General features: G+C 64.2%; 20 protein-coding genes and 1 pseudogene. 13 read left to right on the top strand and 8 right to left on the bottom strand.

What is annotated here, in order from left to right:
* Positions 1-39: 39 nt before the first annotated feature.
* Positions 40-2,220 (top strand): EAL domain-containing protein, encoded by a 2,181-nt coding sequence (locus RTH74_RS19175; protein WP_316915696.1) that lies wholly within the window; start codon positions 40-42, stop codon positions 2,218-2,220.
* A gap of 181 nt (positions 2,221-2,401) precedes the next feature.
* Here RTH74_RS19175 and RTH74_RS19170 read toward each other — a convergent pair whose 3' ends face one another.
* Genes RTH74_RS19170 through selD form a run of 4 tightly spaced genes read right to left on the bottom strand, consistent with a single transcriptional unit; the run spans position 2,402 to position 6,257 of the window.
* Positions 2,402-3,187, bottom strand: a complete 786-nt coding sequence (locus tag RTH74_RS19170; RefSeq protein ID WP_316915695.1) for a TIM barrel protein — start codon at positions 3,185-3,187, stop codon at positions 2,402-2,404.
* The gene (locus RTH74_RS19165; RefSeq protein ID WP_316915694.1) at positions 3,184-4,074 is read right to left on the bottom strand and encodes an NAD(P)-dependent oxidoreductase; all 891 of its coding nucleotides are present in this window, start codon (positions 4,072-4,074) and stop codon (positions 3,184-3,186) included. Before RTH74_RS19165 ends, RTH74_RS19170 begins: the two co-directional genes overlap by 4 nt.
* Positions 4,075-4,122: 48 nt before the next feature.
* Positions 4,123-5,223, bottom strand: a complete 1,101-nt coding sequence (mnmH, locus tag RTH74_RS19160; protein ID WP_316915693.1) for a tRNA 2-selenouridine(34) synthase MnmH — start codon at positions 5,221-5,223, stop codon at positions 4,123-4,125.
* Positions 5,223-6,257: a selenide, water dikinase SelD gene (gene selD / locus RTH74_RS19155; protein WP_099525603.1), complete on the bottom strand. Its 1,035-nt coding sequence runs from the start codon at positions 6,255-6,257 to the stop codon at positions 5,223-5,225. The genes mnmH and selD overlap by 1 nt, the downstream gene beginning before the upstream one ends.
* A 154-nt stretch (positions 6,258-6,411) precedes the next feature.
* On the opposite strand from selD, the gene RTH74_RS19150 reads away from it, so the two are divergent.
* The 5 genes and pseudogenes from RTH74_RS19150 to RTH74_RS19130 all read left to right on the top strand — a co-directional run.
* Positions 6,412-7,254, top strand: a complete 843-nt coding sequence (locus tag RTH74_RS19150) for a putative selenate ABC transporter substrate-binding protein (protein ID WP_316915692.1) — start codon at positions 6,412-6,414, stop codon at positions 7,252-7,254.
* Entirely contained in the window at positions 7,251-8,051 is an 801-nt protein-coding gene (locus RTH74_RS19145; RefSeq protein WP_179544343.1) for a phosphonate ABC transporter ATP-binding protein, read from the top strand. Before RTH74_RS19150 ends, RTH74_RS19145 begins: the two co-directional genes overlap by 4 nt.
* Positions 8,045-8,872: an ABC transporter permease gene (locus tag RTH74_RS19140; RefSeq protein WP_316915691.1), complete on the top strand. Its 828-nt coding sequence runs from the start codon at positions 8,045-8,047 to the stop codon at positions 8,870-8,872. The genes RTH74_RS19145 and RTH74_RS19140 overlap by 7 nt, the downstream gene beginning before the upstream one ends.
* Positions 8,869-9,630, top strand: coding sequence for a phosphonate ABC transporter, permease protein PhnE (gene phnE / locus RTH74_RS19135; RefSeq protein WP_316915690.1), 762 nt, complete (start codon positions 8,869-8,871; stop codon positions 9,628-9,630). The genes RTH74_RS19140 and phnE overlap by 4 nt, the downstream gene beginning before the upstream one ends.
* Positions 9,631-9,970: 340 nt before the next feature.
* Positions 9,971-10,054: pseudogene (locus RTH74_RS19130) on the top strand (VOC family protein); the annotation flags it as partial.
* Positions 10,055-10,076: 22 nt separating this feature from the next.
* On the opposite strand, the gene RTH74_RS19125 reads toward RTH74_RS19130, so the two are convergent.
* Positions 10,077-10,943, bottom strand: a complete 867-nt coding sequence (locus RTH74_RS19125; protein ID WP_316915689.1) for a LysR family transcriptional regulator — start codon at positions 10,941-10,943, stop codon at positions 10,077-10,079.
* 127 nt (positions 10,944-11,070) lie between these two features.
* On the opposite strand from RTH74_RS19125, the gene RTH74_RS19120 reads away from it, so the two are divergent.
* Entirely contained in the window at positions 11,071-12,276 is a 1,206-nt protein-coding gene (locus RTH74_RS19120) for a YbfB/YjiJ family MFS transporter (protein ID WP_316915688.1), read from the top strand.
* A gap of 47 nt (positions 12,277-12,323) precedes the next feature.
* Here the strand turns inward: RTH74_RS19120 and RTH74_RS19115 are convergent, their stop codons facing one another.
* Positions 12,324-12,809 (bottom strand): hypothetical protein, encoded by a 486-nt coding sequence (locus RTH74_RS19115; protein WP_106734525.1) that lies wholly within the window; start codon positions 12,807-12,809, stop codon positions 12,324-12,326.
* 183 nt (positions 12,810-12,992) lie between these two features.
* Here RTH74_RS19115 and RTH74_RS19110 point away from each other — a divergent pair, with 183 nt between their 5' ends.
* Positions 12,993-13,673: a phytanoyl-CoA dioxygenase family protein gene (locus RTH74_RS19110; RefSeq protein ID WP_316915687.1), complete on the top strand. Its 681-nt coding sequence runs from the start codon at positions 12,993-12,995 to the stop codon at positions 13,671-13,673.
* Between the two features lie 18 nt (positions 13,674-13,691).
* Here RTH74_RS19110 and RTH74_RS19105 read toward each other — a convergent pair whose 3' ends face one another.
* Positions 13,692-14,564, bottom strand: coding sequence for an AraC family transcriptional regulator (locus RTH74_RS19105; RefSeq protein ID WP_316915686.1), 873 nt, complete (start codon positions 14,562-14,564; stop codon positions 13,692-13,694).
* 137 nt (positions 14,565-14,701) lie between these two features.
* Here RTH74_RS19105 and RTH74_RS19100 point away from each other — a divergent pair, with 137 nt between their 5' ends.
* Positions 14,702-15,457 (top strand): SDR family oxidoreductase, encoded by a 756-nt coding sequence (locus tag RTH74_RS19100; RefSeq protein ID WP_316915685.1) that lies wholly within the window; start codon positions 14,702-14,704, stop codon positions 15,455-15,457.
* Between the two features lie 66 nt (positions 15,458-15,523).
* On the opposite strand, the gene RTH74_RS19095 is transcribed toward RTH74_RS19100, so the two are convergent.
* Positions 15,524-16,411, bottom strand: a complete 888-nt coding sequence (locus RTH74_RS19095) for a LysR family transcriptional regulator (RefSeq protein ID WP_316915684.1) — start codon at positions 16,409-16,411, stop codon at positions 15,524-15,526.
* 94 nt (positions 16,412-16,505) lie between these two features.
* On the opposite strand from RTH74_RS19095, the gene RTH74_RS19090 reads away from it, so the two are divergent.
* The 4 genes from RTH74_RS19090 (at position 16,506) to RTH74_RS19075 (ending at position 20,050) form a co-directional block, all read left to right on the top strand.
* Positions 16,506-17,282: an SDR family oxidoreductase gene (locus RTH74_RS19090; protein ID WP_316915683.1), complete on the top strand. Its 777-nt coding sequence runs from the start codon at positions 16,506-16,508 to the stop codon at positions 17,280-17,282.
* Complete coding sequence (locus RTH74_RS19085) at positions 17,279-18,052, top strand: SDR family oxidoreductase (protein ID WP_316915682.1); 774 nt, start codon at positions 17,279-17,281, stop codon at positions 18,050-18,052. The genes RTH74_RS19090 and RTH74_RS19085 overlap by 4 nt, the downstream gene beginning before the upstream one ends.
* Positions 18,053-18,184: 132 nt before the next feature.
* Positions 18,185-18,622, top strand: a complete 438-nt coding sequence (locus RTH74_RS19080; RefSeq protein WP_316915681.1) for a MerR family transcriptional regulator — start codon at positions 18,185-18,187, stop codon at positions 18,620-18,622.
* A 192-nt stretch (positions 18,623-18,814) separates the two neighbouring features.
* The gene (locus RTH74_RS19075; protein ID WP_316915680.1) at positions 18,815-20,050 is read left to right on the top strand and encodes an NADH:flavin oxidoreductase/NADH oxidase family protein; all 1,236 of its coding nucleotides are present in this window, start codon (positions 18,815-18,817) and stop codon (positions 20,048-20,050) included.
* The last annotated feature ends 12 nt before the right edge of the window (positions 20,051-20,062 follow it).

The following is a 20,062-nucleotide window of genomic DNA, read 5'->3' as shown; positions in this document are numbered from 1 at the left end:
CTGAACAGGGCACGCTAGCCGCCGCCAAGCGGGGTGACTATGGACGGACTCTCGATCCGCTTTCTTGCAGATCTACCCGAGCAGGGCCAACTCCTGCTCAATTGCGAACACGATCCCTGGCTCGTGGCACTGTCCTACGTCATCGCCAGCGTTGGCAGCCTCAGCACGCTGACCATCACCAAGCACCTCGATCAGGTGCAACGGCGCAGCATGCGCCAAGTCTGGGGCCTGCTCGGCGGGCTGTGCCTGGCGGGTGCCATCTGGTCCATGCACTTCATCGGCATGCTGGCGTTCCAGGCGCCTGTCGCCATTCGCTACGACCTTGCCACCACGGTGCTGTCGCTATTGGTGGCCCTGGCCGCTGCCCTTCTCGCCGTTTATTACATGGTCATGCCGCGCCCCGGCCTGAGCCGACAGCTGCTGGCCGCCAGCATCATCGGCCTGGGTATCAGCGCCATGCACTACAGCGGTATGGCGGCGATCCGCTCGGATGCCCAGGCCTACTACCACGGCGGCCTGTTCACCCTGTCCATCGTGATCGCCATCAGCGCAAGCTTCGCCGCGCTGCTGCTCAACCGTTACGTACGCCACGGCTCGCCGCGTCGACAGCGCTGGATGAAATATTCGGCAGCGCTGGTGATGGGCGCCGCCATCGCCTCGATGCACTACACCGGCATGGCTGCGCTCAACCTGGTGGTGCCGGACGGTACTGCACTGCAATTGCGCAGCGCCGACAACAGCGTGCAACTGGTGCTGATCGTCGCCTCCATCACCCTGCTGATTCTCAGCCTGAGCCTGGCCGCGGCCTGGATCGGGCGCAAGCTCGACGACAAGGAGCGCGACCTGCAGCGGGTCAACACCTTGCTGGTGCAGCTCGATCAGGCCAAGGCCTCGCTGGAGCAAGTGGCGCATTTTGACCCACTGACCGAGCTGCTCAACCGCCGCGGCTTCAACCGGGTATTCGCTGCCACCCTGGAGGAGCACGCGGTGACCGGCCGCAGCCTGGCGGTGATGTTTCTCGACGTCGATCACTTCAAGCGCATCAACGACAGCCTTGGCCACGATGCCGGCGACGAACTGCTGCGCGTGGTGGCACAGCGCATCCGTAGCGCGTTGCGTGAACGCGACATCATCGCGCGCTTCGGCGGCGACGAGTTCTGCGTGGTCGCCAGCCTCGACAGCACCGCCGACCCACGCGCCCTGGCCGCGCGCATGCTGGAGCACATGAAGGAGCCGATTGGCCTGGCCGGGCGCAAGATCGTGATGACCACCAGCGTCGGCATCAGCCTGTTCCCACAGGACGGCACCAGCGCCGACGAACTACTCAAACATGCCGATCTGGCGCTGTATCAATCCAAAGGCAGCGGCCGCAATGTGGTGCACTTCTTCAACCCGCACCTGAAGCAGAAAGCCTCGTACGAGCTGCAACTTGAAGAAGACCTGCGCCAGGCGTTGCAACAGGACGACGGGCTGATTCTCTACTACCAGCCGATCATCGATCTGCGCAGCGGCGAGCTGAGCAAGCTCGAAGCCCTGGTGCGCTGGCATCACCCGCAGCATGGCCTGCTTACCCCTGAACGCTTCATTGGCATCGCCGAGGCCAACGGTTTCATCGACGTGCTCGACAACTGGGTGCTGCGCCGCGCCTGCCTGGACCTCAACAGCCTTGATCAGATGGGCTATCCCGGGCTGAAGATCGCGGTCAACTGCTCGGCCCTGAACCTGGCCAACGATCAACTACCCGGGCGCATCGAGCAGTTGTTGAATGCAACCCGTTGCCCCGCTCACTGCCTGGAACTGGAGGTGACCGAGAGCGCGCTGCTGAGCAACATCAACCGCGCCATCGGCCTGCTGGAAAACATTCGCGCGCTGGGCGTCAGCCTGTCCATCGACGACTTCGGCACCGGCTATTCCTCGCTCGCCTACCTGCGCCGCTTACCACTGGATACGCTGAAGGTCGACCGTTCCTTCATCCAGGACGTCGCCCACTCCAGTCAGGACCGCGAGATCGTCCACGCCATCATCGCCATGGCCCACGCCCTGCACCTGAAGGTCGTTGCCGAAGGCGTGGAAACCGCCGAACAGCTGGCGTTCCTGCAGGAGCGCGACTGCGATCAGGTGCAGGGTTATCTGTTCAGCAAACCAGTACCGCTGGAGGAAATCGTCGCCCTCTTCCCACCGCATTACCGGCCGCTGGAACGGGTCGGCACGCGGTTCTAGGATCTGGAGGCAAACATCCGGTGCGCGCGGCGCACCCTACCCGAACCGCGATACGCCGATACGTCGATACGTCGATACGTCGATACGCCTTAGGGTGCGCCATGCGCACCGTGCCAAACACCGATTACCGATTACCGATCCAGCCGACAACCATGCGAATCGCGGTGCGCACAGCGCACCCCTACGTACGCTGCTGCCACTGCGCCAACCAGCCGAGGCTGGCCTGCGTGCCCACCTCGCCCGGTTTGTACTCGGCGCCCAGCCAACCGCTGTAACCACTGTCACGTAACGCGCCCAGCAGCGCCGGAAAGGCCAATTCCCCCGTACCCGGCGCACCACGCCCCGGCACATCGGCGAACTGCACATGGCCGATGCGCCCAGCCAGCAGGCGCATGCCTGCCGCCACATCGATTCCCTGGCGCGCCATGTGGTAGAGGTCGTACTGCGCCGCCAGATTCGGGTGATCCACCGCGCGCAGCAGCGTATCCAGATCCTCCGGCGTATTGATCAGGAAACCTGGCATGTCGATGGGGTTGATCGCCTCCACCAGCACGCGAATGCCCAACGCCGCGAAAGCCTCGGCGCTCTTGCGCAGGTTGGTGGCCAGGCAATCCAGCGCCTGCTCGCGGCTCACGCCTTCAGCCAGGCGGCCGGGCAGCACGTTGATGCAGGCCGGGCGCACCATGGCGGCGTAGGTCAGCGCCTCCTGCAGCGCGGTGTCGAACTCCACCTGTCGCGCCGGCACGCTGGCCAGACCGGGACCGCCGGTCATCAGATCGCCCGCCGGCACGTTGATCAGCACCAACGGCAACGCGGTCAACTCCAGCACCTCTTTCAGGGCGACCGCTGGCAATTCGTAGGGGAACTGAATTTCCACACCCTCGAAACCCGCCGTCATCGCCGCCAGTACACGCTCGCGCAGTGGCAGCTCGGTGAACAGCATGGACAGGTTGGCAGCGATCTTCATGGGCATTGCTCCCGCAACATTTCCACCAGGGTGGCCGGGTCGCGCTCCAGATTGCCCTGGCTGCCGTGCAGGCGCATCAACTGTGCCGCCAAGCCGCTCATGGGCGTGGCGCTGCCCTGCTCGCGGGATAATTTGACCGCCGTATCGAGGTCCTTGAGCAGCGTGCGCACGTGCCACTTGATCGGTTCGAACTGGCTGGCAGCCATCTGCGGCGCCAGAATCTGCAGCGGTTTGGAGTCGGCGAAACCACCGGCCAGTGCTGGAGCGATCAGGCTGGCATCGACGCCGGAGCGCTCGGCCAACGCCACCACTTCGGCGATCACCAGGGCGTTACAGGCGACGATCATCTGGTTGCATACCTTGGTCACCTGCCCCGCGCCCACCTCGCCCATGCGCGTCAGGCGCTGGCCCAGGTGCGCGAGAATCGGGCGCACGCGCTCCACGTCTTCTTCGCGACCACCGGCCATGATCGCCAAGGTGCCGGCCTCGGCCCCTGGCGTACCGCCGGAAACCGGCGCATCCACCCAGCGCATACCGGTGCGCGCTTCCAGCTCAGCGGCCATCTCACGGGTAGCAGCCGGCTCCAGGCTGGAGAAATCCACGAGCAATTGCCCCGGCCTTGCCCCTTCGACGATCCCACCCGGACCGAACACCACCTCGCGTACCACCTCGGTATTGGCCAGGCACAGCATCACCACATTGGCATCGCGGCACAGATCGGCGGGGTTCTCCACACGATGCGCACCCTGCTCGAGCAGCGACGTGCATTTGTCCGGCGTGCGATTCCAGAGGGTCAGCGGGTAGCCGGCAGCAAGCAGGCGGCGGGTCATCGGCAGGCCCATCAGGCCAATACCAGCGAAGGCGATGGCGGGCAGGGAGGTGCTCATCTAAAACTCCATTCTTGAAATGCGGTTAGACATATTCGGCAAGCCGCGTCAGCGATTCATTGAACGCTCGGCCAGATAATCGACGAGCGCATCGGCATCGCCACTGAATTCCACCCGCGAGGCCTTGCTGTCGCGCTGATAGGCATACATGGGGTCGTAGTACTCCCTCAACAGGCTTTCGATCCAGCCCCGATGCAGCTCGACCGACCCCGTGCTGCGCTGCGCGTCCAGCGCTTCCTGCATCAGGCCGCGCAGACGTGCATGACGCTCGCCACCCAGGCGCCGCTGGATGTTGTCCAGGCTCTGCAACAGGCGTTCGGCGAAGCGCTCGAAGCCCTGCTCCTGGCCATGTACGGCGAGAAACTCGGCCGCCAGATCGATCACATAATCACCAAGAATACGCTCGACACGTTTCTCGAAACTGTCCTCGAGCCAGACCATCGGGTATTGCTGCATCCCCAGATGCAGTGGCCGGGGCAACGAGCAGGTGCCAATCAGACGGCTCTCGTCCTCCAGCACGAACTGCTGTTGGCCGCGGGCACGGCGCTTGAGCAGATCTACCGCCAGGCGGTTTTCGAAATCGATCTGCGAGGGCTGGCTGGTGGCGCGCTTGCCAAAGCTGGAGCCCCGATGGTTGGCGTGCCCTTCAAGATCGATACTATTGGCCAGGCGCGCCACCACTTCGGTCTTGCCGGTGCCGGTCATGCCACCGACGATGACGAAATCGCACTCGGCCACGGCCTGTTCCAGCGTTTCGATCAGGAACGTACGCATCGCCTTGTAGCCACCGATCACCCTCGGATAATCGATGCCTGCATCCTTCAGCCACTGCTGGACGATCTGCGAGCGCAAACCACCGCGAAAACAGTACAGGTAGCCATCAGGATGGGCATTCGCGAAGGCGGCCCATGCCTCGATCCGTTGCGCTTTGACCTTGCCGGAAACCAGCTGGTGGCCCAACTCGATGGCGGCCTGCTGACCCTTCTGCTTGTAGCAGGTGCCGACCTTTTGCCGCTCGATATCGGTCATCAGCGGCAGACTGGTGCTATTGAGGAAGGCGCCCTTGGTGTACTCCACCGGAGCACGCATATCCATCATCGGCGCGTCATTGAGAAAAAGCTCGCGATAGTCGGCGGTGTTGTCGCGCATCAGGCCACCTCTACCGCGTAACGCTGTCGCTCGATCATCCGGCCAATGGGCGCAAGATCCAGGCCATGCTCGGCCGCCACGGACAAAAACTGCGCCTCGCCCTCAGGGGCCACTGCCACCAGCAAACCGCCACTGGTCTGTGGATCACACAGCAGGTTGCGTTGCACTTCGCTGATCGGCGCGATCTTCTCACCATAGCTGTCGAAGTTGCGCAGCGTACCGCCCGGTACGCAGCCCTCGGCCAGGTAATGCTCGACGCCTGGCAGGCATGGCACGCTCGCATAGTCCAACTGGGCAGTCAGCCCGGCGCCTTCGGCCATCTCCACCAAGTGGCCGAGCAGGCCAAAACCGGTTACGTCGGTCATCGCCTGCACCCCGGCGAGCTTGCCGAAACGACTACCCGGCTTGTTCAGGGTGCACATCCAGTCTCGCGCCAGCCCCACATCCTGCTCGCGCAGCTTGGCCTTCTTCTCGGCGGTAGTCAGGATACCGATGCCCAGCGGCTTGGTCAGATACAGCTTGCAGCCAGCCGAGGCCGTGTCATTGCGTTTCATGTGTCGTTTATCCACTACGCCAGTCACCGCCAGTCCGAAGATTGGCTCTGGCGCATCGATCGAGTGGCCACCTGCCAGCGGTATGCCAGCCGCATCGCAGACCGCGCGGCCGCCGCGGATCACCTCGCGGGCGACCTCCGGAGCAAGAACGTTGACCGGCCAGCCGAGAATGGCGATGGCCATCAGCGGCTCGCCGCCCATGGCGTAGATGTCGCTGATGGCGTTAGTGGCGGCGATGCGGCCGAAGTCGAAGGGGTCATCGACGATGGGCATGAAGAAATCAGTCGTGGAAACTACGCCGCGCTCTTCATCGAGCGCATAGACCGCAGCGTCGTCGCGCGAGGCATTGCCGACCCACAGCCGTGGATCGAGGTTCTGCGCGCCGCTGCCCGCCAGGATCACGTCCAGCACCTTGGGAGAAATCTTGCAGCCGCAACCTGCACCGTGGCTGTACTGGGTCAATCGGATCGGCTCGCTCATGGCATCGCTCTCGGCAAATCGGAAACAAGGCGCGGATTCTAGCAAAGCTGTTCTTTAACCAGCTCGCCCCTATAATCGCCCGCGTCTCGACTACCCTCAGCAGGCGCACCTGCGCCACTGCGAACCTTTTCCGCCATTGAACCGGAGAATCTTCATGTTCAAACATATCCTGGCCCTGGCCGCCGGCTTGACCCTGTCCTTTTCCGTTGTCGCCGCCGACGTTCTCAAGGTTTCGGCCATCCCTGACGAGGCGCCCACCGAGCTGCTGCGCAAGTTCAAACCGTTGGGTGCCTACCTGGAACGGGAACTGGGCATGAAGGTTGAGTTCGTGCCGGTGGCTGACTACGCCGCGGTGGTCGAAGCACTGGCCGCCGACCGTATCGACATGGCCTGGCTGGGCGGTTTCACTTTCGTGCAGGCGCGCCTGAAAACGGGCAACGCTGTGCCGCTGGTGCAGCGCGAGCAGGATGCCGAGTTCACCAGCAAGTTCATCACTGCCGATCCGGCGGTCAAATCCCTGCAGGATCTCAAGGGCAAGACCTTCGCCTTCGGCTCCGTGTCCTCCACCTCCGGCAGCCTGATGCCGCGCTACTTCATGCTGCAGGACGGCATCAAGCCGGAAGACTTCTTCAGCCGCGTGGCCTACTCCGGTGCTCACGACGCTACTGCAGCCTGGGTCCAGGCCGGCAAGGCCGACGCCGGCGTGCTCAACGCCTCGGTGTGGCAGAAGCTGGTGGACGCCAAGAAGATCGATACCGACAAGGTCAAGGTCTTCGCCACCACCCCCACCTACTACGACTACAACTGGACGGTGCGCGGCAACCTCGACCCGGCGCTGCAGGAGAAGATCAAGACCGCCTTCCTCGCCCTCGACCCGGCCAAGCCGGAGCAGAAGGCGATTCTCGACCTGCAGGCTGCCAGCCGCTTTATCGAAACCACGCCCGAGAACTACGAAGGCATTGAAGAAGCCGCTCGCGCCGCTGGCCTATTGAAGTGAGCATCGCCCTGCGTGGCGTGGGCCTGGCCCACGCCAACGGCAAGGTCGCGCTGGAAAATATCGATCTCGAGGTCAGCCCTGGTGAACGAGTGGCAATCATCGGCCCCTCGGGCGCCGGCAAGACCACCCTGCTGCGCCTGCTGGCCACCAGCCTGCAACCCACGCGCGGCGAGCTCGACCTGCTGCAGCACAACCCCTGGCGCCTGGCTTCCCGCCAGCGCCAACGCCTGCGTGCACGTATCGGGCTGATCCACCAGGCACCGCCGCTGCCGCCGCGCCAGCGCGTGGTCACCGCCGTGCTGGCCGGCAAGCTTGGCCAGTGGTCAGTGGTCAAAGGCCTGCTCAACCTGCTGCATCCGCTGGATGTCAGCGGCGCCCAGGCCGCCCTGGCGCGGCTGGACATCGCCGACCAGCTCTACCAGCGTTGCGATCAGCTTTCCGGCGGTCAGTTGCAGCGCGTCGGCATCGCTCGCGTGCTGTACCAGGCGCCCGAATTGATTCTCGCCGACGAACCGGTCTCGGCCATGGACCCGGTACTGGCCGGCCACACCCTGGCCGTACTCAACCGCGAGGCTGCCGAACGTGGCATGACCCTGCTGGCCAGCCTGCATGCCGTCGATCTGGCCCTGGCGCACTTCCCTCGGGTGATCGGTATTCGCGACGGACGCATTGCCTTCGACCTGCCGACCGAGCAGGTGCAGCCCGCCCAGCTGCAAGCCCTGTACGCCAACGAGCAACTGCAGGCCACGCCCAGTTCGCCCGTGTCGCCGCAACCGACACACATACCGCGATGCTGAACACCGTCCCACGCGACCCCGCCGCCCTGCCGCGCCTGCTGATCACCGTACTGGCGCTACTGTTGCTGTGGCCTGGCCTGAGCCTGAGCGAGCTGGACCTGGCCGTGCTGGTCGATGGCGACAACACCCGCGCCATGGGCAACTTCCTCGCCGGCTTCTGGCCGCCCGCGCATGATGGCGAATTCCTCACCCTGCTCGGCCGCGCCACCTTGGAAACCCTGGCCATCGCCACCGCCGGCATGAGCCTGGCGCTGCTGATCGCCATACCCACCGCGCTGCTGGCCAGCCGTGCGCTGTCGCTGTCGGCCGTGCACCGTGGTGGCCGCCCGGCCTGGTGGGCGAACCTGGCGCGCTGGCCGGTGCGCGGCCTGCTGATCTTCCTGCGCAGCGTGCCGGAAATCGTCTGGGCGCTGCTGTTCGTCCGCGCCGTCGGCCTCGGCCCCACCGCCGGCGTGCTGGCCATCGCCATCACCTACGCCGGCATGCTGGGTAAGGTGTATGCGGAAATCTTCGAATCGGTCGATGCCCGCCCCGCCCGCGCACTACTGGGTGCCGGCAGCAACCGCCTGAGCGCCTTCGCCTACGGCGTGCTGCCCAATGCCGCCGGGGAAATGCTCTCCTACACCGTGTACCGCTGGGAATGCGCCATTCGCGCCTCGGTGGTGATGGGCTTCGTCGGCGCTGGTGGGTTAGGCCAGCAGATAGACCTGTCGCTGCGCATGTTCGCCGGCGGTGAAGTGGCCAGCATGCTGCTCACCTTCCTCTTGCTGGTACTGCTGGCCGACCAGTTCAGTCGCCTGCTGCGCGCGAGGCTGATATGAGAGCCGGCAATGTGGTCCTGCTCGCTGCCATTCTCGGCGCGGTGGCTGCCTCGTTCATCTATCTGGGCATCGACCTCGGCGCCCTGGTCGCCGGCGACAGCCTGGCGCAGATGGGCAAGTACGCCAGCGGCTTCCTGCAGCCGGACTTCTCGGCCGCACACTTGCAGGCCATCGGCCGTGGCGCGCTGGAAACCCTGGCCATGTCCGCCATCGGCACCCTGCTCGCCGCCCTGCTCGGCCTGGCCCTGGCGCTGCCGGCCGCCGGACGCTTCGGCGGTGTCGCCCTGCATCTCACACGCCTGCTGCTCAACGCCCTGCGCGCCATCCCCGAACTGGTTTGGGCGGCGCTGATGGTGCTGGCCGCCGGCCTCGGCCCCAACGCCGGCACCCTGGCCCTGGCCCTGCACACCGCCGGCGTACTCGGCCGCCTGTTCGCCGAAGCCCTGGAAAACACCCCACGCGAACCAGCCGACGCCATCCGCGAAAGCGGCGGCGGACGCATGCTCGCCTTCTGCTACGGCACCCTGCCCGGCGTCTGGCCGCAACTGGTGGCCTACACCCTGTACCGCTGGGAGAACAACATCCGCATGGCCAGCGTGCTCGGCTTCGTCGGCGCCGGCGGCCTGGGGCAGATGCTCTACGTGTCGCTCAGCCTGTTCCAGGAAGCTCAGGCGGCCACGGTGATCCTGGCCATGTTGCTGCTGGTGCTGGCGGTCGATGGCTTGAGTGGCTGGGCGCGGCAGCGCTGGGTGAGTTGAGCCGAGCTGTATTTCATCCAACGGTAGAGATTCGAGAGACCCGGCGCCCGGCAACTTTTCATCCACGACAGCGCCTGACTCTCCAACGCACAGGGAAAGGTGGGGCAGATCAGGTGGCTCAACTGGCCGATCAGGTTACCTTGGGAGCGGACTTCTTCAGCATCGACGAAGAGCAGATCAAATGGATGGAATCGGCAGCGACCGAGGTAGACGGCAAGGTGGCGTAGGGCATCAGAAAGTTCGACAAGCTCGCCCCGCCGACGCAGCCGGTAATGCCGCACTGGTCGCTGGTGGCACTGATGCCTGGGTACTGGAGGCCGGCAACAGCGCCCTTTCCTGCGCGGCGGCCAAGCGCGCCTTCGAGGCGATGATGACCATGAGCAAGATCGACATCGCCAGAATCGAGGCGGCGCTCAAGGGCTGATGCCTGCACGCGAGGCGTGTCGTCAAAGCGCACCGAAGGCAGCGACGATGGCATCGATCACTGCCCGAGCCCGCGCGGTGTGGCGTACGTCCCGATGGGTGACCAGCCAGATGTCATAGGGCGCGTGTTCGCGATCCGCCCATAGCCGCACCAGACCGTCGCGCAGACCCAAGGGCAGCGGCACCTCGCCAATGCCGATGCCGGCAGCCAGTGCGCGGCGCACCATCAAGCTCGAAGTACAGGTCATGGCGATACGCCCGTGGGTGATCGGCTCGGCGCCAAGTGTGACCTCGCGCCCACTGTCCAGATAGGGCTGATAGAGCACCAGGTCGTGCCCGGCGAAGGCAGCGCCCGGCTCGGGTATGCCGCGCGCGGCGACATAGTCCGCCGAGGCGAAGGCGGCGCTGCTCCAACAAGCGAGCCGACGCACGATCAGTTCGGGGTTGTCCGGCTTGAGGTTGCGCACGGCGATATCCGCCTCGCGCTTGTTGAGGTTGAGCAATTGCGTTGAAGCATGCAGCTTGACCTCGATGCCAGGGTGTTCGAGGCGCAGCGCAGCAATGGCCGGCATGATGAAGTCGACGGCGAAGGAGTCGGTTGTAGTGATGCGCACTTCACCGCTCATACGCTCGTCCATGCCGAGAATGCGGCGCTGCAGATCGGCTGCCGCCGCCTCCATGTCCTGCGCCGCCCTCATCGCCTGCTCTCCCGCACTGGTCAGGCTGTAGCCGGCTGACGTGCGCAGAAACAGGGTGGCATCGAGGGACTGCTCCAGCGAGGCGAGCCGGCGACCGACCGTGGCCTGATCCACGGCCAGCACACGAGCCGCACCGCGCAAGGTCTGTTCACGGCACAGGGCAAGAAATACGCGGGCATCGTCCCAGTTCATCGCAGGCTCTCTCTGATGCATTTTTGCATTAGTGAACGTTAATATCGCTGCGTTATTTCTTCAGTCAAGCCTCCTATGATCGTGCCATCTCATTCGATGGCGTCCGCCGGACGCTCAGGGGACGATCATGAACAGCCACACACAGGGCTCGCTGTGGATGCCGATCTGGGCTGGCCTGTGCGCCAGCCTGGTGGGCATCGGCCTGGCCCGCTTCGCCTACACCCCGTTGATCCCATCGCTGATCGAGGCGCACTGGTTTTCCGCCTCGGCAGTGGTCTACCTGGGCGCCGCCAATCTGGCCGGCTATCTCATCGGTGCGCTGATCGGCCGGCCGCTGGCCGCGCGTCATTCCAGCGCCAGCGTATTGCGGGCGATGATGCTACTGGTCAGCCTGGCGTTTCTCGCCTGCGCCTGGCCGCTGTCGGTGGCCTGGTTCTTCTCCTGGCGTTTGCTATCGGGCATTGCCGGTGGCGTGATCATGGTGCTGGCCGCCAGCAGCATCCTGCCGCATGTCGCAGCAGGTCGACGCGGGCTGGCCAGCGGCGCGATCTTTCTCGGTCTGGGCCTGGGCATCGCCGGCTCCGGCACACTGGTGCCGGTACTGCTGGCTCAAGGCCTGGCAACCACCTGGATCGGCCTGGCCGTGGTCGCCCTGCTGCTGACGCTGAGCAGTTGGCGCGGCTGGCCAGACGACCTAGCCCACGCTCCGCAACCCACCAACCCGCATGCGCCAGCGCAGAGCACAGGTGGCGTGCGTTTGTTGTTCGCGCAGTACGCGCTGATGGCGACCAGCCTGGTGGCGCCGATGATGTTTCTGGTCGATTACATCAGTCGCGGCCTGGGCGCAGGGAGCCACAGCGGTGCGTTGATCTGGACGCTGTATGGCGTCGGTGCCATCGTCGGCCCGGTGGTATACGGTTACCTGGCCGACCACCTGGGTGCCCGCGCCGCGATACGCCTGGTCCTGCTGATACAGGCCATGGCCCTTGCCGTACTGGTGGAAAGTCGTGACCTGCATGTGCTCGGCGCCGCCGTGTTGGTGATCGGCTCCTTCCCACCCGGCATCGTGCCGCTGGCGTTGGCGCGCGTGCATCAACTGGTGGAGGGCCATGCCCGGCAGAACGCCACCTGGAGCCGCGCCACCATCTCCTTCGCCACCTTCCAGGCGCTGGCCGGTTATGCCTATTCGGCGCTGTTCTCCGCCAGTCAGGAGGACTATCGCCTGCTGTTCACGGTCGCGATTGGCGCAGTGCTGCTGGCCTTGCTGCTCGAACTACCGGCACTGCTAGGCAGCCGCAATGCAACACGCCAGCGGGCCGGGATGAGTGGTTAGCGACTGGCCCTGAGCGATACAGGGCCGAGAGAGCAAACGAGGGGCGCTCAGCGTGAGGCGTTCTTCTTCTGCAGGATCAGCGACGCTTCGTTATAGGCGCTCTGGAAGGCGTCGCTGCCGATCCAGGCGATCGCGGCGTCTTCGTCTTCATCGTGGAAGATGCCACGGTAGACGATCAGCAGGCCCATCATGAAATCGGTCGCGGCCTCTTCCGACTCCTCGGCGACCACCAGTTCCAGCACCGGGTATTGCAGGAATATCAGGCACAGGGCAAGCAGGCTGATGCCCTCGCCGGCTTTCATCGCCTGGAACAGGTCATCGAAGTGCGCGGGGTCGAAGCCGTTTTCCTCGATGTCCTTGAAATCGAAGGTGCTCAGGTCGATCTCGACATCATCGAACGGCTCGTTGATCAACGGATTGGCGAGAATCGGGTGGACGACATTGGCCTGCGCCTTGGGCTTGCCCATGCGGTTCTGCTTGGCCTTGGTCTTGGCCCGCTGGGCGCGCTTCTTCTGTTTGTCTGGGGAGGCCATGGGGCGTTCCTCGTTCGGTACAGCCATGTGCATGGCGCGGAAAGTTCAGGCGCTATTGTATGCAGTCTTGGTCATGGCCTGCGGCTGAATTTGCAGACGGCGAGTCATGCATTGAAGAACAGGCTTGCCTCTTTGGCTTCCACCTGTTTTCTTCGGGATGCATGTGATGATGGGAGCCTGGCCATGACGGACCGCGCACAACTCCACCACGACGGCTATGCGTTGCGGCGCCAGGCGGTTCCTGTCAGGTGGCTGGATCGGTTGTGCAGCGTGTTCGATGCAGGCATCACCCCCTCGGATCAGTGGCCGGTACCGCGCGGCGCCGATTGGCATCACTCACTGCTGGATGACGATGCCATGATTCAGGCCGTGTGCCGCCTGCCGCAACTGCTGGCAGTGGTCGGCGAGTTGATCGGCGAACGTTTCTTCCTCGCGCAGGTGGAGGGCCGCGAGCCACTGGCTGGAGGCGGTCATCAGCGACTGCATCGCGATCTGTCGGCGCAGCGCCCCGGCGATATCGCCAACGCCATGGTCTACTTCGATGACTATGGCCCGGGCAACGGCGCCACCCGCTTCGTCCCGAGCAGCCATCGCCCACAACCGGGCGAACCACCAATTGATTTAAACGACGAGTCCCGCTCAGTGCAGCTTGCGGGTGCGGCCGGCGATATCCTGGTGTTCGATGTGGACCTGGTGCACGCCGGCAGCCTGAACCGGCTCGGCATGCGGCGTCGCTCGATCCTGATCAGCTACTTTGCCGAACCTCTGTACGCATCCTATCTGGAGACGCGCAGCCTGCGGGGGATTCGCATGGACGCGAGCGAGCGCTTCGAGCCTGCGGATTTTGCCTTGAGGCAGGTGTGAGCAAGGCGAATCCCCGTGTCAGCAGGCAACACTGGCGTCTCTCGCCGGCGGCAGTCCGAACAGCCGACGATACTCTCGGCTGAACTGAGACACACTTTCGTAACCTACCGCGAACGCCGCACTGCTGGCGGTGACGCCCTCCCCCAGCATCAGGCGACGCGCCTCGATCAAGCGCAGCTGTTTCTGGAATTGCAGCGGCGTCAGCGACGTCTGATTGCGAAAGTGCTGGTGAAAGGATGAGGTGCTCATGCCGGCCACGGACGCCAGGTGCTCCACCGGCAGCGGCCGGGTGAACTCGGTGCGCAGCACCTTCACTGCCCGCGCGATGCGTTGCGCATGGCCGTCCGGCCAGCCCAGGCGGCTAATTGCCGAGCCGTGACGCCCGGCCAACAACCAATAGTGCAGTTCACGCACCAGTGAGGCATGCAGCACCGCAGCCGAAGCTGGGCGATCCAGTAGACGCATCAGGCGCAGCGCAGCTTCGGCCACTTCGCTGTCGGTCGGCTCGATCTTTATCGGCGCCTCGTCCGCACTCGGAGCAGCCTTCATCTCCTCCATCAACTCGGTGAGCAGTGCAGGATCGAGGTCGATCACCAGCGAGATGTACGGGACATCGGGACTCGCGTCGATGATCTGACTGACTGTCGGTACATCGGCGGTGATCAACAAGGAGTCACCCGCGCTGAAGGTGAACGTGCGAGCCCCCATCATGACCTGCTTGCCGCCCTGTAGAACGAGGCAGGCAAGAGGCCGGGTAATCGCGTAATCCAGCCCGCTGGGCTGGAGCGTACGGATAATGGTCAGCCCTGGAATGGGCGTTTGGGCAAGGCCATTGGCATCGGCATGTTGATCCAGATAGCCGCGAACGACCTCCAGCAGCGTTGTGCTCATCAATGCTTCCTGAGACGGGTCATGGGCACGTTGTTCACCCTTGGAGAAATAGGCAAAAAGCGTCGAGGTTTCGGTAAGGACGGGGTTACCCCACGGCCACACAATGAAAACCCCTTCACCACACAGAGGTTTTTACCATGACCAAGATCGCCATCGTAACTGGCTCCAGCCGTGGCCTCGGCCGTAATACCGCCCTGAATATCGCTCGCCAGGGTAGCGATGTCGTCGTCACCTATCACAGCCAGGCCGATGCCGCGCTGGCCGTGGTCGCCGAAGTCGAAGCACTGGGGCGCAAAGCCGTCGCGCTGCAACTCGATGCCGGCAACGTCACCACCTTCCCTGCCTTCGTGGAGCGTCTGCGCCAGGCGCTACGCGACACCTGGCAGCGCGACAGTTTCGATCATCTGGTCAACAACGCCGGGCACGGGGACATGGCTTCGATTGCCGAGACCTCCGAGGCGCAGTTCGACGCACTGGTGAACGTACACTTCAAAGGGGTGTTCTTCCTCACCCAGGCGCTGCTGCCGCTGATGGCCGACGGCGCTCGTATCGTCAATATCTCTTCTGGGCTGACACGCATCGCCTACCCGGGCTTTGCGGCCTACTCGGCCGTCAAAGGGGCGGTCGAGGTGCTGAGCGTCTACCTGGCCAAGGAACTGGGCAGCCGGGGTATCGCAGTCAATACCGTGGCCCCCGGCGCGATCGAGACGGATTTTCTCGGCGGCGCCGTACGCGACATGCCGGACCTGAACAAGGTGTTCGCGGATATGACAGCGCTTGGCCGGGTGGGCGTGCCGGACGATATCGGCCCGATGATCGCCAGCCTGCTCGGTGAGGAGAATCGCTGGGTCAATGCTCAACGCATCGAGGTATCCGGCGGGCAGACGATCTGACCGCCAAGCAGTACACCATGTGATCAGACAAATGCTCGTATCGCCGCGAGCACTTGTCTGTTGGTTCTAACCTCGGGGCGGCTGCGCCTGTATCCGCTCCCGTATCAGCTCAAGGTAACGTCGGGCACCCAATCCAAGTGGCCGGCCACTGTTCCAGACGATATCGACCCAGAGCCGCAACTGGCTGGCCATGTTGTCGAACTTCACTTCCTGCAAGCTGCCCGAGGCAATCAGCGTAGTGACCAGGGGCACAGGCAGGTACGCCCAGCCGAGCCCTGCCTGCACCAGATTCAAGGTGGCCAGGTGGCTATCGGTAAGCCACACCCGGTGCGAGAGGATCACCTGTGGATCGGTCGCCGAAGGCGAACCTGCGGCGACGACGATCTGCCGTGCATCGTTCATCCTCCGCCCATCCAGCTCCTTCAGATAGTCCGGCGCGGCCACCGCCACCAGCAACTGGCTGCCAGCCTCGAGAAAGTGTTCGCGCTCATCGATGCCGGGGCGCTCGAACACCAGCGCCAGGTGAGCGCTGCCCTCGTGTATCAGGCGCACGGCCTCGGCCTGTGACGCGGAACGCACCTCAATCTCCAGCAAGGGGAATTCCTCCGCCAGGTCGACCAGCGGCTGGCTCCACATGCCGGTCTGCAGTTCCGGAGCCATGGCGATGATCAGGCGCTTTTCCAGGCCCTGATGCAGTTGCAGCGCCTGGGCATCGAGCCTGTTGAGCTGGCTGACAACCTGGCGCGCCTGTGGCTCCAGGGCCAACGCTGCCTCGGTGGGTAGCGCCTTGCGCGTGCTGCGGTCAAACAACTCCAGGTCCAGCTCCGCCTCGAGCTGGGCAATCACCATACTCACGGCCGAAGGCACACGGCCCAGCCGGCGAGCAGCGGCAGAAAACGAGCCCGCATCGAGTACGGCAAGAAAAACGTGCAGGGTTTCGCTGGTGAACACCATGGCTATTGTCAGTTTTCCTGATAACGATCGTCTTTGTTTATCAGATAAACCAACCTAACTTCCACTTGTCTGCAACAGCAAGAGGAACGAAGTCATGGCTCAGAGTTGGAAAGATCAGGTCGCGCTGGTCAGCGGCGCGGGTAGCGAACACGGCATCGGCATGGCCATCGCCAGGCGTCTGGGCGCGGCCGGGGCAAAGCTGATCGTCACAGCCAGCAGTGCGCGCATCGAACAACGCGTCGCCGAGCTGCGCGCCGAAGGTTACGAAGCAAAGGGCAAAGCAGTCGATCTCACCGATGAAGCGGGTGTGCAGGCGTTCGCCGCATGGGCCGAAGGGCTGTGGGGACGTGTCGACATTCTGGTCAACAATGCCGGCATGGCCATGCAAGGCAGTCCCGAGCCGTTCGCGGAGGTCTCCAGCATGAGCCTGGAGATGTGGAACCTGTCGATCGCACGCAACCTGACAAGTGCCTTCCTCCTCACCCGTGCGCTGCTGCCCGGCATGCAGGCACGCGGTCACGGCCGGGTCATTCATATCGGCTCCACCACCGGCACGCGGGGCGGCAACCCGGGCGAAGCGGCCTACAGCGCAGCCAAGGCCGGCATGGTGGGCTTGAACATGGGGCTGGCACTGGAGGTTGCCCGTCACGGCATCACGGTCAACACCGTGGCGCCGGGCTGGATTGCCACCGGATCGAGCACACAGCAAGAGCAGCGCGCCGCGGCCTATGTGCCGGTAGGTCGCGCAGGACGCCCTGATGAGGTCGCCTCTGCCGTAGCCTTCCTCGCGTCGCCTGAAGCCAGTTACATAACCGGCGAAACCCTGGTGGTCGACGGCGGCAATTGCCTGATCGAGAACAAGGCGCCATGAAGTCGAAATCAACGGTGGACCCTGTGTTACTGATCACTGGCGCGGCCGGTGGTGTAGGCAGTGCGCTGGTCGCACGTTTTCTGGCCGGCGGCTGGCAGGTGTTCGCCACCGATGCCAACGCCGCTGGCCTGGCCGAACTGAGCAAACGTCACGCGCTCGTCGGCAGCCTGGCAGCGGACATTCGTACACCTGCTGCCTGCAGCGCGGTGGTAAGTGCGGCAATCGAAGCGGCCGGGCAGCTCGATGCGGTGATCAATGCGGCAGGCGTGTGGCGCGAGGGGCCGGTGGAATCCTTCAGCGAGGAGGATTTCGACCTGGTGCTGGACGTCAACCTCAAGGCCAGTTTCTTCATCTGCGCGGCGGCTATCCCGCACTTGCGTGAAACGCGCGGCGCCATCGTCAATATCTCCAGCGATGCAGGGCGCCAGGGCAACCCGAATGCGGCCGCCTATTGCGCCAGCAAGGGCGGCCTCACCCTACTGACCAAGGCGCTGGCTCTGGACTTGGCGCCCTACGGCGTGCGTTGCAATGCGGTTTCGCCCGGCGATATCGACACACCCATGCTCAAATTCCAGGCCGAGCGTTACGGCAATGGCGACCCGAACGCTTACTACCGCGAGCTGCTGGCGAAGTACCCGCAGGGCGAGCAAGCGCGTTTCATCCAACCGGAGGAAGTGGCGGAGCTGGCGTTCTTCCTCTGCCAGCCTGGTGCACGCTCGATCACTGGTGCCGACATGGCCATCGACCAAGGTGTTTCAGCGGGTCATTGAGTCGCCAGGCGCTCGTGACAGGGCGAACACGCAACACCCTTGCCGGAGCGATAAGGTGTTGCGTGGGCAGGCCCGGTGGCTAAAGTGACGCATTGTTTCAGGGTCACTTGCTGCGAGAGGAGCACTGTCTGGATGAAAATCGGCGAACTGGCGCAGCGCACCGGCCTTGCAGCCTCACGCATCCGCTTCTACGAAAGCATCGGCCTGCTCAAGCTGGTGGAGCGCCAGGCCAACGGCTATCGCAGCTACCCGGAACAAGCCGTGCTGGTGCTCAATCTGATCACCACGGCTCAGCAAGCCGGCTTCAGCCTGGATGAACTGCGCACCCTGCTGCCGCAGGATCTGACGCAATGGCAACACGGCAAGCTGCTCGACACCCTGCAAGCAAAAGTGAAAGACATCGAGGCACTGGAACAGCGCCTGGCGCAGAGCAAGACGCACCTGCTGGCTCTGATCGATGAAATTGAAAGCAAACCGGACGACCTCGACTGCGCCAGCAACGCCAAGCGAGTGCTGTCGAAGATGAACCTGGGCGAGCCGAGCGAGACAGCAAAGCGCGTGAAGAAATGAGCAAGTGCTCGCCATATCCGTAGGAGCCGGCTTGCCGGCGATCTGCCCGAAAGCACAGAGCATCGCCAGCACGCTGGCTCCTACGAAAAGCCTTGGTAGCAAGGCCACGCTTAATCGTCGCATGCGAAACCCATTGACATTAAAGTGAACTTTAAAGTTAAGGTCGCTGCACCTTTAGTCGAGAAAGCGCCCATGAACCTGTTCGATCCCCTTGTCCTGCCCAGCGGCTCGACCCTTCCCAATCGCCTCGCCAAGGCGGCGATGGAAGAGAACATGGCCGACACCGACCACGCGCCGTCCGAGCGCCTGTTGCGCCTCTACCAGGCCTGGGCCGAGGGTGGAGCGGGTCTGCTGATCAGCGGCAACGTGATGGTCGATAGCCGCGCCATGACCGGCCCCGGCGGCGTGGTACTGGAAGACGACGCGCCACTGGCCCGCTTCGAGCGTTGGGCACGCGTCGGCCGTGCTCGAGGCGCGCAATTCTGGCTGCAGATCAACCATCCCGGCCGGCAGATGCAAGCCAACCTGGGCCAGCCGACCTGGGCGCCTTCGGCCGTAGCGCTGGAGCTGGGCAATCTGTCCAAGCGTTTCGCCACGCCGCAGGAAATGACTCCGGCGGTTATTGAAGAAGTGATCGAACGCTTCGCTCGCGCCGCGCAGTTGGGCGAGCAGGCCGGCTTTACCGGGGTGGAAATCCACGCTGCGCATGGCTATCTGCTCAGCCAGTTTCTGTCTCCGCTGAGCAATCAGCGCAGTGACCAGTGGGGTGGCTCGCTGGAGAACCGTGCGCGCCTGCTGCTGGAGATCGTCAAGGCGGTGCGCGCGGTGGTGTCGCCGAGCTTCGCCGTGGCAGTCAAGCTCAACTCGGCGGACTTCCAGCGCGGCGGCTTCTGCGCCGAGGACGCGCAGCAGGTGGTGCGCCTGCTCGACGGCCAGGGCGTAGATCTGGTCGAGTTGTCCGGCGGTAGCTACGAGGCGCCAGCCATGCAGGGCCAGGCTCGCGACGGCCGCACCTTGGCGCGCGAAGCCTACTTTCTGGAATTCGCCCGTGAGATTCGCGCCGTGGCGAGCATGCCGATCATGGTCACCGGTGGCATCCGCCGTGCACCGGTTGCACAGCAGGTGATGGATAGCGGCATCGAGATGGTCGGCATCGGCACGGCTCTGGCAATCGCCCCGAACCTGCCACGCGACTGGCAGCTCGGCCTTGGCAGTGCCCCTCAGTTGCCGCCAATCACCTGGAATAACAAGGTACTGGCCTCGCTGGCGAACATGGCAGTGGTCAAGTACCAGTTGCACCAGCTTAGCCAGGGCCGGGACTCCCAGCCCGGCGTATCCCCACTGTGGGCACTGGTGACGCAGCAGGTGAAAGACATCTTCCGCACTCGCCAATATCGGCGCTGGATGGCGCGGCGACAGGCGAGCTGAAGGACAACCGAG

It is taken from the genome of Pseudomonas sp. zfem001 (assembly GCF_032621725.1).
GTDB classification, from domain to species: Bacteria; Pseudomonadota; Gammaproteobacteria; order Pseudomonadales; family Pseudomonadaceae; genus Aquipseudomonas; species Aquipseudomonas sediminis.
Note: the sequence above shows the minus strand (reverse complement) of the source record. Positions and strands in the feature narration are given on the sequence as shown.

Coding starts and splice junctions, on each gene's coding strand:
- RTH74_RS19175 (WP_316915696.1), top strand. CDS start 40: ATGGACGGACTCTCGATCCGCTTTCTTGCAGATCTACCCGAGCAGGGC.
- RTH74_RS19170 (WP_316915695.1), bottom strand. CDS start 3,187: ATGAAGATCGCTGCCAACCTGTCCATGCTGTTCACCGAGCTGCCACTG.
- RTH74_RS19165 (WP_316915694.1), bottom strand. CDS start 4,074: ATGAGCACCTCCCTGCCCGCCATCGCCTTCGCTGGTATTGGCCTGATG.
- mnmH (WP_316915693.1), bottom strand. CDS start 5,223: ATGCGCGACAACACCGCCGACTATCGCGAGCTTTTTCTCAATGACGCG.
- selD (WP_099525603.1), bottom strand. CDS start 6,257: ATGAGCGAGCCGATCCGATTGACCCAGTACAGCCACGGTGCAGGTTGC.
- RTH74_RS19150 (WP_316915692.1), top strand. CDS start 6,412: ATGTTCAAACATATCCTGGCCCTGGCCGCCGGCTTGACCCTGTCCTTT.
- RTH74_RS19140 (WP_316915691.1), top strand. CDS start 8,045: ATGCTGAACACCGTCCCACGCGACCCCGCCGCCCTGCCGCGCCTGCTG.
- phnE (WP_316915690.1), top strand. CDS start 8,869: ATGAGAGCCGGCAATGTGGTCCTGCTCGCTGCCATTCTCGGCGCGGTG.
- RTH74_RS19125 (WP_316915689.1), bottom strand. CDS start 10,943: ATGAACTGGGACGATGCCCGCGTATTTCTTGCCCTGTGCCGTGAACAG.
- RTH74_RS19120 (WP_316915688.1), top strand. CDS start 11,071: ATGAACAGCCACACACAGGGCTCGCTGTGGATGCCGATCTGGGCTGGC.
- RTH74_RS19115 (WP_106734525.1), bottom strand. CDS start 12,809: ATGGCCTCCCCAGACAAACAGAAGAAGCGCGCCCAGCGGGCCAAGACC.
- RTH74_RS19110 (WP_316915687.1), top strand. CDS start 12,993: ATGACGGACCGCGCACAACTCCACCACGACGGCTATGCGTTGCGGCGC.
- RTH74_RS19105 (WP_316915686.1), bottom strand. CDS start 14,564: ATGAGCACAACGCTGCTGGAGGTCGTTCGCGGCTATCTGGATCAACAT.
- RTH74_RS19100 (WP_316915685.1), top strand. CDS start 14,702: ATGACCAAGATCGCCATCGTAACTGGCTCCAGCCGTGGCCTCGGCCGT.
- RTH74_RS19095 (WP_316915684.1), bottom strand. CDS start 16,411: ATGGTGTTCACCAGCGAAACCCTGCACGTTTTTCTTGCCGTACTCGAT.
- RTH74_RS19090 (WP_316915683.1), top strand. CDS start 16,506: ATGGCTCAGAGTTGGAAAGATCAGGTCGCGCTGGTCAGCGGCGCGGGT.
- RTH74_RS19085 (WP_316915682.1), top strand. CDS start 17,279: ATGAAGTCGAAATCAACGGTGGACCCTGTGTTACTGATCACTGGCGCG.
- RTH74_RS19080 (WP_316915681.1), top strand. CDS start 18,185: ATGAAAATCGGCGAACTGGCGCAGCGCACCGGCCTTGCAGCCTCACGC.
- RTH74_RS19075 (WP_316915680.1), top strand. CDS start 18,815: ATGAACCTGTTCGATCCCCTTGTCCTGCCCAGCGGCTCGACCCTTCCC.